At 30.6% G+C, this 19,252-nt stretch carries 7 protein-coding genes; 5 read left to right on the forward strand and 2 right to left on the reverse strand.

The features are described 5' to 3' along the window. Positions 1–219 precede the first annotated feature (219 nt). Positions 220–6,612 carry an Ig-like domain-containing protein gene (locus tag ACZJV1_RS04540; protein WP_463651570.1) on the forward strand — a complete coding sequence of 2,131 codons (6,393 nt, stop codon included), beginning with the start codon at positions 220–222 and terminating at the stop codon, positions 6,610–6,612. A gap of 528 nt (positions 6,613–7,140) precedes the next feature. Here the strand turns inward: ACZJV1_RS04540 and ACZJV1_RS04545 are convergent. Then, positions 7,141–8,085, reverse strand: a complete 945-nt coding sequence (locus ACZJV1_RS04545; protein ID WP_463651571.1) for a hypothetical protein — start codon at positions 8,083–8,085, stop codon at positions 7,141–7,143. Positions 8,086–8,688: 603 nt separating this feature from the next. On the opposite strand from ACZJV1_RS04545, the gene dhaK reads away from it, so the two are divergent. From dhaK to dhaM, 3 genes are read left to right on the forward strand one after another with little or no spacing between them, the layout of a single operon-like run. Continuing rightward, positions 8,689–9,687 carry a dihydroxyacetone kinase subunit DhaK gene (gene dhaK / locus ACZJV1_RS04550; protein ID WP_463651572.1) on the forward strand — a complete coding sequence of 333 codons (999 nt, stop codon included), beginning with the start codon at positions 8,689–8,691 and terminating at the stop codon, positions 9,685–9,687. A gap of 12 nt (positions 9,688–9,699) precedes the next feature. Next, positions 9,700–10,323 carry a dihydroxyacetone kinase subunit DhaL gene (gene dhaL, locus ACZJV1_RS04555; RefSeq protein WP_463651573.1) on the forward strand — a complete coding sequence of 208 codons (624 nt, stop codon included), beginning with the start codon at positions 9,700–9,702 and terminating at the stop codon, positions 10,321–10,323. An 18-nt stretch (positions 10,324–10,341) separates the two neighbouring features. Beyond that, entirely contained in the window at positions 10,342–10,731 is a 390-nt protein-coding gene (gene dhaM, locus ACZJV1_RS04560; RefSeq protein ID WP_411170068.1) for a dihydroxyacetone kinase phosphoryl donor subunit DhaM, read from the forward strand. A gap of 115 nt (positions 10,732–10,846) precedes the next feature. Here dhaM and ACZJV1_RS04565 read toward each other — a convergent pair whose 3' ends face one another. Then, complete coding sequence (locus ACZJV1_RS04565; protein WP_463651574.1) at positions 10,847–14,569, reverse strand: discoidin domain-containing protein; 3,723 nt, start codon at positions 14,567–14,569, stop codon at positions 10,847–10,849. Positions 14,570–15,471: 902 nt separating this feature from the next. Between ACZJV1_RS04565 and ACZJV1_RS04570 the strand changes: the two genes are divergently transcribed. Next, positions 15,472–19,179 (forward strand): family 20 glycosylhydrolase, encoded by a 3,708-nt coding sequence (locus ACZJV1_RS04570; RefSeq protein ID WP_463651575.1) that lies wholly within the window; start codon positions 15,472–15,474, stop codon positions 19,177–19,179. The last annotated feature ends 73 nt before the right edge of the window (positions 19,180–19,252 follow it).

The following is a 19,252-nucleotide window of genomic DNA, read 5'->3' on the forward strand; positions in this document are numbered from 1 at the left end:
AAGAATTTTCATACATTTGTTAAGTTTTTCGTATAGAAGTCAATTTATTAAGGTTCTACAATTAAATATGTAAGCTAAGTCAATTATGATGATATTTTGTAAGATAGTTTAAAGTTTAATATGTAAAATATCTTATAGAAGATTTAAGGAGGTAAGAATAAAACGTTTAGTTAAAGGGTATTGACAAAAGATGGTTAAAATGATGAGGGGAGATAAAGTATGAAGTTTAAAAAGATATTAAGCTTAGTTATAGCTACAGTAGTAATTACGACTTCTTCAGGAATAACAGCATTGGCAGATACTATAGCGAGGGATAATAGTGCAATAGTTAGGACTATAAATAATGAATCACAAAGAACTATATTATTTAATGATGATTGGAAATTTAATTTAGGTGATATAGCAGGAGCTAAAGAAAAAGATTTTGACGATAGTCAGTGGAGAAATTTAACGTTGCCTCATGATTGGAGTATTGAGTTAGATTTTAATAAAGATTCTCCAGGACGTTATAATGGTGGATTTTTAGATGGTGGAATTGGTTGGTATAGAAAGAGCTTTGTGCTTCCTAAAGAAATGGAAGGAAAGAAAATAAGCATTAACTTTGGTGGAGTATACATGGATAGTTATGTTTATGTAAACGGTAAACAAATAGGGAATAATCCTTATGGATATACTCCATTTACATTTGACATAACAGATGATTTAATATGTGATGGCGTTACTGAAAACGTTATATCTGTAAAAGCAACGAATCAGCAGCCAAGTAGTAGATGGTATTCTGGTAGTGGTATATATAGAGATGTTAATCTTATAGTTACTGAAAATATTCATGTTGCAGAATATGGTACTTATGTAACTACACCAGATTTAGAAAACGAATACAAAAAAGATGAAGCTAAAGTTAATATTAAAACAGATATTATGAATGAGGAATCTACAGACAAAGAAGTAAGCGTTAAATCAGTTATAGTAGATGCTGAAGGAAATAACGTAGCGGAAAATGTAACTACTGAAGTAGTTAGTGCAGGTGCTACTAAGAAATTCAATGCAGATGTAACTGTTGATAATCCAATACTTTGGGGAACTGAAAATCCATATTTATATAAGGTAGCCACTACTGTAATTATTGACAATCAAACAGTAGATGAGTATGAAACAGATTTTGGTATGAGATGGTTTGATACGACATCTAATGATGGTTTTTTCTTAAATGGGGAGCAAATGAAGCTCGAAGGTGTATGTATGCACCATGACCAAGGTTCTTTAGGAGCTGTTGATAATAAGACATCAATAAGAAGACAGGTTAAAAAGTTAAAAGAGATGGGAGTAAATTCTATAAGAGTTACTCATAATCCTGCTTCACAACATTTAATAGATATTTGTAATGAAGAGGGAATTCTTCTTATAGAAGAAGCTTTTGATACTTGGTATGGCGGAAAGAATCCATATGATTATGCAAGGTTTTTCGAGCAAAAATCAATCTATGGAGATATGACTTGGGCAGAGCATGATATTAAACAAATGATTAACAGAGGAAAGAATGCTCCAAGTATAATGATGTGGTCATTAGGAAATGAGATATGGGAAACAAGTGAAGCAAAGGGGCTGGAAGTAGCAAAAAATCTTCAGAAGTGGGTTAAGGAAATTGATACTACAAGACCTACAACTATGGGAGAAATTGCATTTATGGGGGATGGAGGACCTCATGAAAATGTAGCTGATATTATAGATGTTGTAGGCTTTAATTATTCTGAACATAATTATGATAAATATAAAGAAAAATACGAAGACTGGATAATGTATGGATCAGAGACTTCTTCAGCTATAAGAAGTAGAGGAATATATGCACATCCAGAAACGGTTGGTATAGGTGATAATCATCCAGATTTACAACAATCTTCTTATGATAATGATCGTGTTGCTTGGGGTAGAAGAGCACAAGAATCATGGAAGATGAATAGAGATAGAGAATATATATTAGGAGAATATATATGGACAGGATTCGATTATATAGGAGAACCAACTCCTTATTACAATAAATTCCCATCGAAATCTTCATACTTTGGTGCTATAGATACAGCTGGATTTGAGAAAGATATATTCTATTTCTACCAAAGTCAATGGACAGATAAGCCAATGGTTCATTTATTACCACACTGGAATTGGGAGAATGATGATAGTATAAAGGTTGATGGAGATAAGATATTAGTACATGCATATACTAATGCTAATTCTGTTGATTTATACCTTAATGAAGATGTAACTAGTAATGAGTTAGGAACGTTAGTAGATTCTGAGGAATATGAAGTTACTAATGCAGGTTACAATGGAACTTATAAAGAGACTAAGGATGGTAAGCTTTACTTAGAATTTAGAGTTTCTTATAAACCAGGTAAGTTAACTGCTGTTGCAAAGGATGAAAATGGTAAAGAAATTGCAAGAGATGTAGTTAAGACTGCTAATGATGCTAAAAAGATTGATTTAAGCGCAGATAGACAAGTTATAACCGCAGATGGATATGATTTATCATTTATTACAGTTGATGTAGTTGATGAAAATGGAACTTTAGTTCCAAATGCCGATAACTTAATAAATTTTGACGTTAAAGGTAATGGTAAAATTGTTGGTGTTGACAATGGTAATGCTGCAACTGCTGAGAGATATAAAGATAATAAGAGAAAAGCCTTTAATGGTAAGGCTTTAGTTATTGTTCAATCAACAAAAAATGCTGGTTCATTTACATTAACAGCAACAAGTCCGGGAATTTCTTCTGATAACACAACAGTATACACTGTACCAAAAGAAGAATTAAGTGAAAATAAGATTCTTGGATATAATGTAAGTGATGTTACAGTACCTATTAATGGGGAACTAAAACTTCCAGAGAAAGTAACAGGAATTTATTCAGATGGAAGCAAAAAAGAAGTAGATGTTATGTGGGATCCAGTTCCAGAGGATGCTTTAAAAGCTCATGGAATATTTAAAGTTAATGGAACTGTAGTAGATAGTAATATTCCAGTAAGTATTAAAGTAATAGTTAAAGATATTATTGGTATATTAGATTCTAGAATGTTATTACCTGTTGGAAAGCAAGATAAACTTCCAACAGAAGTGTCAGTGGTAAGTAATGATGGAAGTATAGAGAAATATCCAGTAACTTGGGAGAGCGAGTTAACAGCAGAGGATGTTGATTCAGCTAAAACTGTTACAATAGAAGGTACAGTTACAGGAGTAGAAAGTTTAAAGGCTAAAGCTATTGTAGTTGTATCTGATAATTTTAAAGAAGTAAATATAGCATTAAATGAAGGTAAGGCATATCCAAGAGCATTTGATGGATTTAGTCTATATGATAGTGTTAATAATATAAATGATGGTATAGTTTCTAAGGTTAGTGACCCTAAAAATAGATGGACAAACTGGGGAAAACCTGGACAAAATTATGATGAATATGTTGGTATAGAGTTTGATAAAGAATACTCTATAAGTAAAATAGGAATTTCATTATATACTGATGGTGGAGTTGCTATTCCAAGTGAGATTTTAGTTGAATATTGGAATGGTAATGAATGGCTTGGAGTTTCTAATCAAAGTAAGACAACAGGATTTTCATCAGAAGGCACAGAAGAAATTACTTTTGATGAAGTAGATACAACTAAAATAAGAACTTTATTAAAAGAGGATACTTTAGCTAATAAGGCAGTCGGTATTACTGAATTTTACATTTACTCTAATGTAGTAGAGAGTAATGCTACAGCGTTATTAAGTGATATTAAAGTAAATGATGCTAGTATTGAAGGGTTTAATGAGAACACCAACCAGTATGCAATTAATCTACCATATGCTTCAAAGGTACCAGTAGTTACAGCTACTGCTAAGGATACTGCAAGTATATTTGTAGTTCCAGCATTAAATGTTTATAGCAACGCTACTGTTATGGTTACAGCAGAAGATGGAAGAACTAATAATTATATAGTTAATTTTTCAGAAGGTGATCCACAATTAACTTCAGCAACAATAGAATTATCTAAGAAGAATATAATTGAGGATGATATTGTTGATATTATAATAGAGGGAACATTAGAAGATGATTCTTCAATTGGAAAAGATCAAATACAAGCTAAATATAATATATCTTCTAAGGATTCTGGGGAAGCGAAAATAGACAATGGTAAGTTATATGCTTATACAGAAGGAACAGTAATTCTAAATGCTGAAATAACTTATAAAGGTAAGACTGTTAGTACTGAAGATATAGAAATAAATATTGGAAAGAATCCAGCTAAAAAGACTATTATTTCATATGAAAAAGTAAATGTAGAAACAAATAAGGGAGTTGCACCAATATTACCAGAAAAGGTAAAAGCAATATATGATATTGGGTTACCTAGAGAGGTAAAGGTTACTTGGGACAATATAAAGGAAGATTTTTATAATAAGTACGGGGTATTTGAAGTAGAAGGAACTGTTGAAGGACAAGCATTAAAAGCTAAGGCTAAAGTGGTTGTTAAGGGATTATCAGCAGTACAAAATGTTTCACTTGCAACTAATGTAAAGGTGGAACCAAAGCTTCCGCAAACGGTAAAGGCTTACTATACAGATGGAACAATAGTTGATCTTCCTGTTACTTGGAAAGATTATGATAAAGAGTTATTAAGTAAAGTTGGAACTTTTGTTGTAAATGGAACAGTAGAAGGAACAGATAAAATTGTAAATGCAAGTATCAGAGTAACTGATGTAACTGTAAAAGGTATTAACTTTGCAGGAACAAGAGTAGGTTTCGATTTGGCAATGGCAATAGCTTCATATACACATGAACCATTTGATAGCATTAAATCTGTAAATGATGAAATGTTAGATGGTAAGAGATGGACTAACTGGGCAGAGCCTTCAAGAAGAAGTGATGATTGGGTTGGCGTTATCTTCGGAACAGATGTACCAGAAGATAAATATATAAATAATCTAGAAATTAATTTCTTTGAAGATCATGGATGCAGCCTTCCAGAAAGCTTTGAAATACAATATTATGTTGGAGATAAGGTTGTTCTACCAAATAAACCAGGACAGGTATTAATGGAGCCAGAAAACCCATTTAATGATGATAGTAATTGGGTAACAGTATCTAATTTAGTTTCTAACCCTGAAATTACATCACCAACAGATAAAAATTATTATACTTTTGAAACGGTAAAGACAAAGGCTTTAAGAATAAAGATGAAAGCGAAGACTGGTAAAGGTTTAGCAATAAGAGAGATGCAATCCTTTGAACAGAGAGTAGTGCAAAATCCAGATTTCGTTGCAAATAGCATAAAGATTAATGGAAAAGATTTAGAAAGCTTTGCTTCAGATAGATATAATTATACAATGAAGTTAAAATCTAATGAAGATTTACCAAAAATAGCTGTAGATACAACTAACAATGCATCAGTATCAACTATTTATACTGTAGATAATTCAGAGAGGCTAGATGTTATTGTAAGATCTGAAAATGGATTAAAAGAAGTAAAATATGTAATAACTTTAGAAAGAGAAGTTGAACAAGGTGAAGTTGATAAAACAGCATTAAGAATGGCAATAGATTATGCACTAGATGTAGAAGCTAATGGAGCTTTAAAAGATGTTGTGCCAGTAGTTGCTAAAGAGTTTAAAGAGGCATTAGAACATGCTAATACTGTTTATGCTAAGGTTGATGCTACTATAGTAGAAGTTAATGAGGCATTTGATAGGTTAGTTAATGCTATTCATATGCTTGAGTTTAAAACTGGAGATAAGACAGAACTTAATAGACAAATTGAAATAGCTAATGCATTATTTAAGGGGAATTATACTGAAGAAACTTGGTCAAACTTACAAAAAGCATTAGAGGAAGCTAAAAAGGTATTAGCAGATGAAAATGCTTTAGAGAAGGAAGTTAAAGAGGCTCATGATAAATTATTTGATGCTATTAGCAAATTAGAAGTTAAGCCAGAACCTGCAAATAAATTAAATCTTAAGAATATGATAGAAAAGGTTGAAGCATTAAATAAGGAAGAATATATACCATCTACATGGGCAAAAGTAGAAGAAGTTTTAGCACATGCTAAGGTTATATATGAAAAAGAAGATGCTACACAAGTTGAAGTAAATAAAGTTTATGAAGATTTATTAAAATCATATATTGATTTAAGATTAAAGCCGGATAAGTCTAAACTTGAGGATTTGATAAATAAAGTTAAGGAAATGGATTTATCTAAATATACTAATAAGACAGTTGAAAATTTAAAAGCTACATTAAGTAGAGCTAATGAAGTTTTAAATGACGAAGAATCTACTAAGTCAGTTGTAGAAAAAGCTGTTAAAGATTTAGAATTAGCTGTAGCTAGTTTAGAAGAGAAAAAAGACAACGAAGGAAACAGTGGTAATAACAATAATAATGAAAATAACAATAACCAAGGCAACAATGGAAATAATGGAAACAATAATTCAGGAAACAATAAGCCAAATAAAGACAACGGAAAAGGTGGTGAATTACCTAGTACTGGAGCAGCTGTTTCATCTACAGTAATGTTACTTTTAGGAGCTGGAGCAGTTATTGCAGGAGCTAAAACTTTAAAGAAAAGAAAAAGAGAAGAATAATAGAGTTTACTAGAAATAAAATATAGAAGGATTGTAAGATGACATTTCAAATTCATTTTACAATTCTTCTTTTTTATAGAATTAATAATATTAGCTGGATTTGGTGTAGTTACTAATTGTAATATCATAGTAACTACAATAACATCAATATTTGGTGTAGTTGCTAATTATAATATCATAGTAACCACAATAACATTAGGATTTGGTGTAGTTACTAATTATAATATCATAGTAACTACAATAACATCAATATTTGGTGTAGCTACTAATTATAATATCATAGTAACCACAATAATAGTAATTTTATTAGCACCACTTATTTTTTTAGTCTTAGGAATTATGGGAAGAAATAAAATACAAGTTATAACACTAATATAATGACTATTTTTTTATAAAGTTTATATAAAGTAATGGACACTCCTATTCTTAGATAATTAATATTTTATCTATTTAAGAACAAGAGTGTCCATTACTTTATACTAACAGTATATTTAAAAGTCTTATATTAATTTGATTTTCATTAATAATTTACAAATTTATTTCTTCTGCTTTTATTTTATAATTAGCTTCTCTATATGCTTTTTTAATATAAGAGAATGAACCAATAGCAGTAAGAAGATAACCAATAAGTAAATCTTTCATAAATGCTTCTCTAATGGAAGGCTCTTCTAAGAAATCTGGAACAGCTTTCAATGCATCAAAGAATGTTATATAATAATCCATTTTAAATTCTGAGTAAATATCAATAGCTAAGGAAAAGTGGTTAGCTAAATAAACCATTAAGATAGTAATTATAGAGGTGATGACAACACCTAATAAATTAAGTTTTCCTCCAAGCATTTGATATCCTTTAATACAGCAAACAGCAATAGCTAGTCCAGCGATTGCAGCTATATAATTCATTTGATATATAATTATCCAAAGAACAGATCCGAGTAATGCTCCTATAAATCCACCAACAATTCCACCAACTACATTATTACTTTTGTTTTGAACATTATTTTGCTGTTCAGTTATTGTATTTTTTATTTCTAACTGGCAGTTCTTACAACAGGGAATAACAGTAGAGCCTAATAAAAATGGTGTTACTTCTATCACTTCACCACAAGAACTACAGCAAGTAACTAAATTGTTCATAATAGCAAAATCTATTAGCTTATTTAATATAGATAATACTATTTCTGGATTACGATATTTTTTATACTGTGGTGTATATTGTAGCTGAATGCTAGAAAGTTTATATGCTGCATAATTAAGCTTTTTAAATTCAGTTGTTAAATCATGAAGAAAAGAATTCAGTTTATCTTCCCCAAATTCAGAAGTAAGTTTTATAGGAAAATCAATATAATATACATAGTTTATTGAATTTATTGAAATATTATATCCCCTATAGTTTCCAAATAAAACATCCTGCTTGTTAATAGAATTTAAGTTAGTTGACTCAGCAAGACTTAAAAGTAGTTTATCTTTCATTTCAAATTACCTCCATTACCATCTATTAATATACACAAATAAAAATTAATATTTTTATAAGCTTAATTTAGAAAAATTAATATCCCCAAATATTAATTTAAAAAATTAAGTTAGTTATAATAGTGTCTTAATATATTTTAAATTTGTGTAATTATACCAAAAATTCATTAATATAGCAAGTGATGTGAAATAATTTTGTGACAAATTTTTGGTTCTAAAATAATAAAATAGAGTTTAAAAAACTACTTAAGATACTACGGTAAGTTTTTAAGGGGTTCTTTTATATATTAAAAGAGTAATGCCAAGAATATGAAGTGGAAAATAAGGGTTTAACTAATAATATTATTATCATCTAAATAAAGAAATAAAACCATTGTTACGTCTTTATAATTCCTAATGTATTGATAAAATTTGTAAAAGATGATAATATTTTACTATAATAGATGTGAAAGCTAGTAGTATTCAAGTATGTCAAATAATTTATAAATAGGTAGATTTAAATACTTTTCATAAAGTAGATAATAGACATCTTATCATAAATATATTTGGCATAATTACTGCTTTAAATATAATTAAAGATATTTTGGGGAGGAGAGTGTGGTTATGAAAAAGGTAATAAATGATCCAAGTAATGTTTTAAGTGATATGTTAAAAGGTATTGAGTATGCATATCCTGAGTATTTAAGAAAGATAGAAGAAGGAAATGTTTTAGTAAGAAAGGATAAGGCTACTAATAAAGTTGCTATTATTTCTGGTGGAGGAAGTGGACATGAACCAGCTCATGCAGGCTATGTTGGATATGGAATGTTAGATGGGGCTGTTTGTGGAGAAGTATTTACATCACCTACTCCGGATCAAGTTTATGAAGGGATTAAAGCTGTTGACAGTGGCAAAGGTGTGTTGTTAGTAGTAAAAAATTATACTGGTGATATCATGAATTTCGATATGGCTAAGGAAATGGCGGAAATGGAAGGGATAGAAGTTGCTAGTGTAGTTGTAAATGATGATGTTGCTGTTGAGGATAGCCTTTATACAGCTGGAAGAAGGGGAATTGCAGGCACTGTATTTGTTCATAAAATTGCAGGAGCTATGGCTGAAAGAAGTAGAGATCTTTCTGAGGTTAAAAGAGTTGCAGAGAAGACAATTGAAAACGTTAAGAGTATGGGAATGGCAATATCATCTTGTATAGTACCAGCAGCTGGTAAGCCAAACTTTAATTTAGCTGAAGATGAAGTTGAAATTGGAATTGGTATTCATGGTGAGCCAGGAACTCATAGAGAAAAGATTTCAACAGCTGACTCTATAGTAGAGCAGTTAGTGGAAAGAATACTTTTAAACATAGATATTGAAAAAGGTGAAGAAGTAGCAGTTATGGTTAATGGTTTAGCAGCTACACCATTTATGGAACTTTATATAGTAAATAAAAAGCTACATGAAATGTTAGGAGAAAGAGAGATAAAAATATATAAAACCTTTATAGGTGAATATATGACGTCCCTAGAAATGGCAGGATTCTCAATTTCAATTTTAAAATTAGATAAGGAATTAAAGAGTTTATTAGATGAAGAAGCAGATACACCAGCATTAAAAGTTTTTAAATAGGAGGATATACTTATGATAAATGGAATAAAGGTAAAAGAAATATTAAGAAAGATAAATTCAGTTATGGAAGAAAATAAACTATATTTATCTGAGTTAGATGCAGCAATTGGTGATGGTGATCATGGATTAAACATGAGCAAGGGATTTGCAGCAGTAGTTGATAAAATAGATACATTACAAGATGATGATATAAGTAATATAATAAAGGCTTCTGGAATGGCTTTAGTATCTAATGTAGGTGGAGCATCAGGTCCCTTATATGGTACAGCTTTTATGAAAGCATCAATGGTTATAGCAAAGAAAACTGAAATAGGAATAGAAGATTTTATTTATATGCTAGATGCAGCACTAGAAGGTATTAAGATGAGAGGCAAAGGAGTTTTAGGAGAGAAAACTATGATAGATTCTCTTGAACCAGCACTTCTATCAGGCAAAAAGGCTTTGGCAGAGGGCATAGAAGCTAAATTAGTATTAAATAAAATTCAAAAAAACGCAGAAAAAGGAATGATTAGCACTAAGGATATAGTAGCAACTAAGGGAAGAGCAAGTTATGTTGGTGATAGAAGTATTGGACATCAAGATGCTGGGGCTACATCTATGTATCTTATATTAAAAACAATTTCACAAGAAGTATAGCAAAGGTAGGATATAATCATGGTTGGTATAGTTATAGTTTCACATAGTAAAAATATCGCAGAAGGAATTAAAGAGCTATCAATGCAAATGGCCCCAGAAGCAAAAGTAGCAACAGCAGGGGGAACAAAGGACAATAGAATAGGAACTGATATGGAGAAAATAACCGAATGTATAAAAGAAGTTTATAGTGAGGATGGAGTACTTGTGTTATTTGATTTAGGAAGTGCTTATATGAATGCAGAAATGGCTATAGAATTTTTAGATGAAGAGCTACGAGATAAAGTTATCATTGCAGATACAGCTATAGTTGAAGGTGGACTTACTGCAATAGTAGAGGCCTCTATGGGAAGAAATTTACAAGAAATTAAAGATTCAGTAGAGGTTATGAAATTAAATAAAATGCCATAAAGAGATTAGTAAGCACGGTTAAGTGTAAAATCAATGTGGAAAATTCTTTAACTAAAAGAAATAGGGATAGTAGGTAGATTTTTGAAAAACTAAATCTACCCACTGTTCCTTTATTTTATTTAAATATTTTACTTGATATAAAGTTTAAATCATAATCATCTACTTTTCCATCATAATTAATATCAGAGTTAATGCTCTTAATATTTGTATCATCTACATTTCCATAATGCTTAGAAGCTATTGCTAAATCCGATATATTAATAAGCTTATCTTTATTTACATCTCCTGTTGTATCAGTTATTAAATACTTATTGAGGATAGATATTTCATTTTTTAAGTTTTGAACTTCGAAGGCAATATCGTATTCAGTAGACATATGATCATTATATACTTTTTCAGAGTTAAAAATAATTTCAGTGAGTTTATCTTTAACACCTTTTAGGTATTGACCATTTTCAGTACCTTCAACTATAGTACTTAAGAAGGCTTTTGCTTTAATTATTTCATCTTCTAAACTTTTTCTACTTACAGATCCATACACTTCAAATTCATAGAAAGAATATCCATATCCAGAGCTTCTCTTAACACCCTGGAACTTAACATATCTTGCTTTAACTGGAGTAAAGAGTAGTGATTCTGTTCCTCCTGATCCATTTTCTTTATTGTAAACTTCTGCATAGCCTTTTCCATCTTCAGAAACTAAAATTTTATATTTTGTTGCATATGCTGATTGCCAGAATATCTTTACTGAAGATATTTCTTCAACTTTTCCTAAGTCAACTTGGAACCATTCATTATCGTTATAATTTGAAGACCACCTAGAGTTTTTGGATGTTTTATCTCCATCTACAGCTTCATTAGGTCCTAAATAAGGCACTTCTGATGATGATGCTGTAGCAGTCTTATTTAAAGCTAAGTTTTCTTGGGGAGCGTCTATTTCAATTCCTGAAAGCTTGCTTATTTCTTCATTAGATAAAACTCTATTATAAACTTTTAAATCATCTAAATATCCATTAAAAGAATTAGTCTTACTTCCTATATAGTTAAGTGGTAAAACGAATGTTTGAACATATCTACTGCCTTCACCACCAACTACCCCAGGGATTCCATTACCTTCCAATCTTTCTTTGAATTGACCATTTACATATAAGCTAGTTCCTTTATTATCACCAGTTAGAGTTATATGTGTCCATTTGTTTTCAGGGACAACATAATTAAAATAATGGTTATAATTTTCTTTTGAAAAACCTAGTTTATTTGTGTCTCCTTGCTTTAACTTTAATTTTCCTTCCTCAGATTCCATAATTGCAGCATCATTTTTATTGTTTTCACTTGGATTAATCCATGTAGACATTGTCCATCCAAAGCCTAGTGAATCCATATTAGTTTCGATATAACTTTCTCCACCATTTAATTTAACAGAATTTCCAATTCTTCCATCCATGTTCATAGTTATATTTTTACCTTCTAAGGTTACATCTAAATCACTTTTGTTTGTTAGCTCATTATCAAAATCAATTCCTATAACCTCATTATTTGGAAGCTCTTCTTCAACTTTATGAGATATGTTGGCATTTGGAGCTTCTCCTACCTTTTTACTTAATGTTTGGAAGGTACTATAATCTATCTTGCTATCACTACCACTCCACATTTTTTCTGATAAAGTTTGTACTGCAGGGAAAATTCTATCGTGACAATCATGTTTAGAAATTCCATTTCCATATTTATCATTCCAAAGAGCAAACATACCACCTTTAAGTTGAGGGAATCCATATGGGAAAGTTACATTTCCAATTTTATTTGGCTCCCAATTGTTGTAAAGATTACTGGTATTTAAATAGTCATAATAGTATCCAGCTGCTGGAACAATATAAACTGAACCATCTGGTATACTTACTAGATCATAACCTTGTTTTGCCATTTCTATAGGATCAGCATATCCATTATACCAACAAGCAACAGTTGCATCATTACTTATTGGAGTTGTGCCATTTAAAGCAGTAAGTGATCCCCAAAACATAGGGTCTTTTCCGTAATCATTTACAAGGTTGATTAGATCATCAGCATATTTTCTAAATAACTCCTTAGTTGGTTGATCTGCACCTTTATATTCATCAGTACCTATATGGACATCTGGACCAACAAATACAGGGTCATTTCCTGATAAATATTCATCAAATAGATTTTTTACAAACTCGTATGTTTTTGGATTTTCTAAATTTAAATGATCAGGACCATATTTCTCACTTGCTATTTCAGGCATATAATGTGATATTGCTAAAGAGTGAGCTGGTGTATCTAGCTCCGGTATAATATTTATACCATAATTAATAAATTCTTTTTGAAAGTTTTTAAATTCTTCCTTAGTATAATGTCCATCTTCTGATGCTAATCCTGGATAAGTTTCGGATTCTATTCTAAATCCAGTATAAACTTTAGACCAATCATTACCGAACATTGAAGGGAAGGCGTTGTCATTAAGGTGGATTTGGAAGTCGTTCATTTTATACCAGGACATAAGTTTTGCTGTATCCTCTAAATAGCTAAGAGGGAAGTATTTTCTTGCTACATCTAGTGAAAAGCCTCTTTTTCCGTACTTAGGGTAATCTCTTGCTTCACCTTTTGGAACATTATCTTTTCCTTCATCTTGCTTTAATATTTGTAATACAGATCTTGTTCCATAAAATACTCCTGTTTCCTCTGGGGCTATAATAGTTATATATTCATCTATTGATAGCTCATATCCTTGTTTACCTAAAGTATTATCTTTTTCATTTAATGTTAAATATATATCGCCTTCTGATGGTGAACCAAACTCTACATTAAAATCTTTTCCTGTAATGTCTTTCAAATCTTTTTTTGTAATATCTGCTGAACTTTCAAGCTTGTCTTTGTATTCAGGATTTACAACTATAGTAGAATCGTTAGTTAAAGTATATTGACCATCATCCCCAGCCCATTCTCTTAATGAAGGAATAACAAATGGTTTTTTATTTTCTCCATCTTGAGGGGGATGGCTGCCAGGAATATCTATTTTTATATTTTTAGTAATTGCTGTTTTTTCCACATTATCCTTATATGCTAACTCATATAATAAGTTTACACTAACATCTTCTAATGGAGTTGTTATGTTTCCGTTTAAATCCAGTACTTCAGCTCTATCAGTACCATATAACTTTAAAGTACATCCTTCTGGAGCATCAGGTAAAATTATAGATTTTCCATCTTCAGAGACAGTAGGTTGAGTAGTAAAATCTTGCGCTATATCATTGATATCTTTAGGTGGAGTTTCTTTATAGATTTCAAATTCATATAGTGAAACACAGTTCCAAACCGCAGGGCTATGTTTTTTTATAAACAGCCTTACGTATCTTGAAGATACTGATTTATCGAGAGTAATAACTTTTTTTCCTTCAGCACCATCAGTAATACTAGAAACTGTTTCCCAATTAGTTGCATCATTACTTATTTGTATGTCGTATTCCTTTCCTGCGGCAGCTTCCCAATAAAGATGGAACTCCTTAAATTCTTTAACTTCTTCTAAATCAACATAAATCCAAGCGCCTACATTTTCATTAAAGCTAGAGCTAGACCATCTTGAATCTCTTGATACTCGGTTTCCATCAAAGGCTTTGTTAGGTGATAGTGATGAGGTCTCATTTCCAGATGAATAAGCTTTTCTATTTAAAGCTAAATTATAGTTGATTTCTTGAGACTGTATATTTTCATATATTATATTTTTATTTTCATTCATAAATGCATTAACTTGAACAGATTGTGATATTGTCATACTTCCAAATATTATGGCACTTATAAGAGCTATAAACTTCTTTTTCATTAATAATTCCCCCTAAAATATTTATTTTAAATCTAATACATTAGTAATTTAAAATAGTTTAATAACCTTAGAATTAAGTAAAGCGTAAAGAATTGTATAGTTATTAAAGTGTAAGGTATTAATTTAGCTTCTAATTATCCCTCCTTCATTGTATTACCCAAAGTTAAGTTTAATTAACTAAAGAATAGTATGGTAGACAACACCTCCTTTAAGAATTTACTGAAGCTATATTTAGTTAAATATAATTAAAAAAGAAAAGAGCTAGTCCCTCGGTAATAAAGAACTAACTCATGCCTTTTCAGTAACACGTTAATTAACTATATTATTAATAATATAATACTATCTTAACTTTTATTCCAATTTTTGTAAATAGGATTAGGATAGATTATTTAAATAAATAGTAATATGTAGCTCAACTATTAGAAGTAAAGCTTATTTTGGATAAATATACAAAAATATTCAGTGAATACATTTACAGATGGAATTATATGGTATATAATTGAATAAAAGTAATTAAATGGAATAGTTTGTGTTGCGTGTTACCAGTTGGGCATTAGCTTTCTCACAATTTTAGTAAGAGAGCTTTTTTTTATGCTCAAATGTAGAATTAAAGATAAAATTCCTAAGAGGACTATTACATAAGAAAAAATTTAAGGATCATATTTTAAATGTTGATAAAGCTGTTTATATAATAAATAAAAAAGTACAAAAACTAACTCTTTTTATAATATGTTGAAATTAATAGAGTTTATAAAAGATTATAGAGGAGGTGAAAGTGAATATTTATTAAATAATTAATAAAGTTTGGAGGTGAAATAATAAAAAGATTATTTAGAAGATAAAAGTTTATTTATAACTAAGTATCATAATTTTTAAGTTTAGAATTTTAGGGGGTAGGATAAATGGGAAAATTAAAATCTAAAATATGCACTATATTAAGTTTTGTATATCTCTTTACATTAACTCCAACTATATCATTTGCAGAAACAAAGGCAACTGATGTTAATAATGAGGTAAGTCTTGAAAGGGCACTTATACCAAAGCCACTTAGCGATTACCAAACAGAAGGAAAATTCATTTTAACAGAAAATACATCTATTTATGTACAAGGAAACACTGAAGAAGAAACAGATGAAATATTTAGAACAGGGGAATATATTTCAAATAAGTTTAGCCCATCAACAGGATTTCAATTCAATGTAGTGAAAGGAGCTAATGTTCCAGATGGAAATATATACTTAACAACTGTAGGTGGAGAAGAAGAGCAAGGTGATGAAGGATACAAAATAAGTGTTACAACTAATGGTGTTGAAGTAGTAGCATATAAGCCAGAAGGTATTTTTAGGGCAGTACAAACATTAAGACAATTACTACCAGCAAGTATTGAAAAAAGTAAAGTAGTTACAGGTGAAGAATGGAGCATGCCATGCTCAGAAATTGATGATAAGCCAGAATATGAATATAGGGGAACAATGCTAGATACTGCAAGACACTTCTTTAGTGTTGATCAAGTTAAGAGATATATTGATAATGCTGCTCAATATAAAATTAACAAATTACATTTACATTTAACTGATGACCAAGGTTGGCGTCTTCAAATTAAAGGAACAATTGGTGAAAAAGAAGAAGACCTTAATAAATTAGTTGAAATTGGAGCCCAATCATCAGTTTATGGTGATAAAGGTGGATATTATACACAAGAAGAATTTAAAGAAATTGTAGAATATGCAAATGAAAGATATGTTGAAGTTATACCAGAATTCGATATGCCAGGACATACTTGGGCTGCATTGGTTTCTTTAAATTATTTAAATTCAACTCAAGATGGAAAACCTGTTGGTCCAAAGGATAATACAAAACCATCTAAAGATTATGATGTAGGATATTCTTCATTTGAATGTAATAATGAAAATACTTATGAATTTGTAGATATTGTATTTAAACAAATATCTGAAATTTCTCCATTAATTAAAACAATTCATGTTGGTGGAGATGAAGCTCATAACACCAGTAAAGAAGATTACAAGAAATTCTGTCAAAGAGTAACTCAAATAGCTCATAACTATAATATGACTACAATCGGATGGCAAGGTTATGATGAAGTAGTAACAGGTGATCAAAATGCTATTTGTCAATACTGGGATAATAGCTCTGCAACTGGAAATAATTTCAAAGGGGATTTAAAACAATTAGTTTCTCCAGCTAATAAAGCATATATTGATCAAAAATATGATAGAAGTACTGAGTTAGGTCTAAGTTGGGCAGGTCCAACTTCAGTTAAACAAGCATATGAATGGGATCCAACTGATTATGGTGCTAGAGATAGAATTATTGGTATTGAAGCACCATTATGGAGTGAAACTATAAGAGAAAGTAAAACTGAAAATCTTGAATTTCTCGCTTTCCCTCGGTTGTTAGGATTAGCTGAAATCGGTTGGTCACAAAAAGAATATACAGAATGGGAAACTTATAAACCACGATTAATTGCACATGGCGAAAGAATGAAAAATCAAGGAATAAATTACTTCAAAGATCCTAATATATGGGAAGTTCCATATGAGCCAGTAAATGCTGAGTGGAATATGGATGAAGCTGAAGGAACAGTAATTAATGATAAAAATGGTTTATATCCAGGAACAATAAAAGGTGGAACTACATGGGTTGAAGGTAAAAATGGAAGCGCACTTTCATTTGATGGAACTGGGTACGTTGATTTAGGAATAAATGATTTAAAGGGTGATTGGTCTGCTACACTTTGGGTTAAGAAAGGTCAAAATACTGGAACAAATGCAGTTTTAATTGGAGGAAATGAAGGAGAAATCAAGCTTGAACAATGGAAAAATACCAAAAAAGTAGGTATTACAAAATTTGGTGTAAGTGATTCTACATTTAATTATGTAGCTCCTGAAGGAGAGTGGGTACACTTATCATTTGTAGGTGATGGAACAGGTACAACTTTATATGTAAATGGTCAATTACAAGATAAAATATCAGCAAAAATAAATGGACCAGCTAAGAGAATCGGTGCTAATGTTAAGGCAGGATTAGCTGATTCAGGAAATATGAAGGGTTCCTTAGATGAGGTTAAGATATTTAATAGAGCATTAACAGCAGAGGAAATAGCTACAATAGTAAAAGGTGGAGAAGAAGTACCAGTAGAAGTAGGTTTTAAAGTTACTTTACCAACAGATGAAATAACTGTTGGAAATACCTTTGATATTAAATTAGGAGCTAAAGATTTATCTGCTGATAATATGTATTCTATGCAATTTGATGTAGCTTACGATAAAGAAAAAGTAGACTTTGCTAACGCAACATCAGTTGATGATTCTAAGTATATAGTTTCAGCTAAAGATAATAATGGAACTGTAACTGTAGTAGTTGCTACAAAGGGAGTAGCTATAGAAAATGATAAAGATATTGTTAATTTAGAATTCACTGCTAAGGCTTCTGGAGAAGAGATAGCATTTAATATCACAAATGGTGTAATTGCTGATGAAGATGGTAATGTTGTTGAGATGGCTGATGAGGCTGCAACATTAACTATCGTTGAAGGAGAAGTTGAGCCTGAGCCAGAAGTTGATAAGACAGCATTAAAGATAGCAATAGATTATGCTGATGAAGTAGTAGCTAATGGTGGATTAGAAGGTGTAGTACCAGCTGTTGTTAAAGAATTCAATGAATCGTTGGCACAAGCTAAAGAAGTTTATGGAAATAAAGATGCAACAGAGGTAGAAGTAGATGCTGCATTTAAGAGATTAGTTAATTCAATATGGATGCTTGAATTTAAGCAAGGAAATAAGGAAGCATTACAAGCACTTGCAGATTCAGTAAAAGCATTAGTTGAGAAAGAGTATACATCAGATTCATGGGCGAACTTACAAAGAGCTCTTGGAGAAGCAGAAAAGGTAATAGCTGATGAAAATGCAATGCAAGAGGAAGTAGATGAAGCATTAAATAACTTAAAGACAGCTATAGATGCTTTAGTTAAGAAGAATATAAATAAGACAGCTCTTCAAAGCTTAGTAAATAAGGTTGAAGGCTTAAATAAAGATAAATATATTAAGTCAACTTGGGATAAGTTTGAAAAAGCATTAAAAAATGCAGAAAAAGTTTTAGCAAATGAAGATGCAACTCAAGAGGAAGTAGATGCAGCTTATAATAACTTACTTAAATCTTACCTTGATTTAAGATTAGTTCCAGATAAATCTGCTCTTGAAGATTTAATAAATAAAGTAAAGAATATGAATTTATCTAAATATACTAAGGAAAGTATAGCAATGCTTAAGAAAGAATTAAAGAGTGCTAGTAAAGTAGTAAAAGATAAAGAAGCTACACAAGAAGAAGTAAATGCAGCAACTAAAACTTTAAATCTAGCTTTAGCTAATTTAGAGGCAAAGGGAGACTCAAATAATTCAGGTAATAATAACAATGGAAACAACAATAATAATGGAAATAACAATAATTCAGGTAACAAGAAGCCAAATAAAGACAGAGGAAAAGGTGGTAAATTACCTAATACAGGTGGAACTCCAGCAGCTGCTGTAGGATTATTTGGAACGGTGCTTGCAACAGCAGGAGTATTTATATTAAAGAGAAAAAGTAAATAAGACGAAGTAACATTAAAGAGTGACATAAGATAGATAGAATACTTATGTCACTCTTTATTTTATATTTTTAAAA

The sequence above is a fragment of the Clostridium sp. LS3 genome (assembly GCF_055330225.1).

Excerpts from the sequence above, each read along its gene's own strand:
- ACZJV1_RS04540 (WP_463651570.1), top strand. The coding sequence starts at position 220 with ATGAAGTTTAAAAAGATATTAAGCTTAGTTATAGCTACAGTAGTAATT.
- ACZJV1_RS04545 (WP_463651571.1), bottom strand. The coding sequence starts at position 8,085 with ATGAAAGATAAACTACTTTTAAGTCTTGCTGAGTCAACTAACTTAAAT.
- dhaK (WP_463651572.1), top strand. The coding sequence starts at position 8,689 with ATGAAAAAGGTAATAAATGATCCAAGTAATGTTTTAAGTGATATGTTA.
- dhaL (WP_463651573.1), top strand. The coding sequence starts at position 9,700 with ATGATAAATGGAATAAAGGTAAAAGAAATATTAAGAAAGATAAATTCA.
- dhaM (WP_411170068.1), top strand. The coding sequence starts at position 10,342 with ATGGTTGGTATAGTTATAGTTTCACATAGTAAAAATATCGCAGAAGGA.
- ACZJV1_RS04565 (WP_463651574.1), bottom strand. The coding sequence starts at position 14,569 with ATGAAAAAGAAGTTTATAGCTCTTATAAGTGCCATAATATTTGGAAGT.
- ACZJV1_RS04570 (WP_463651575.1), top strand. The coding sequence starts at position 15,472 with ATGGGAAAATTAAAATCTAAAATATGCACTATATTAAGTTTTGTATAT.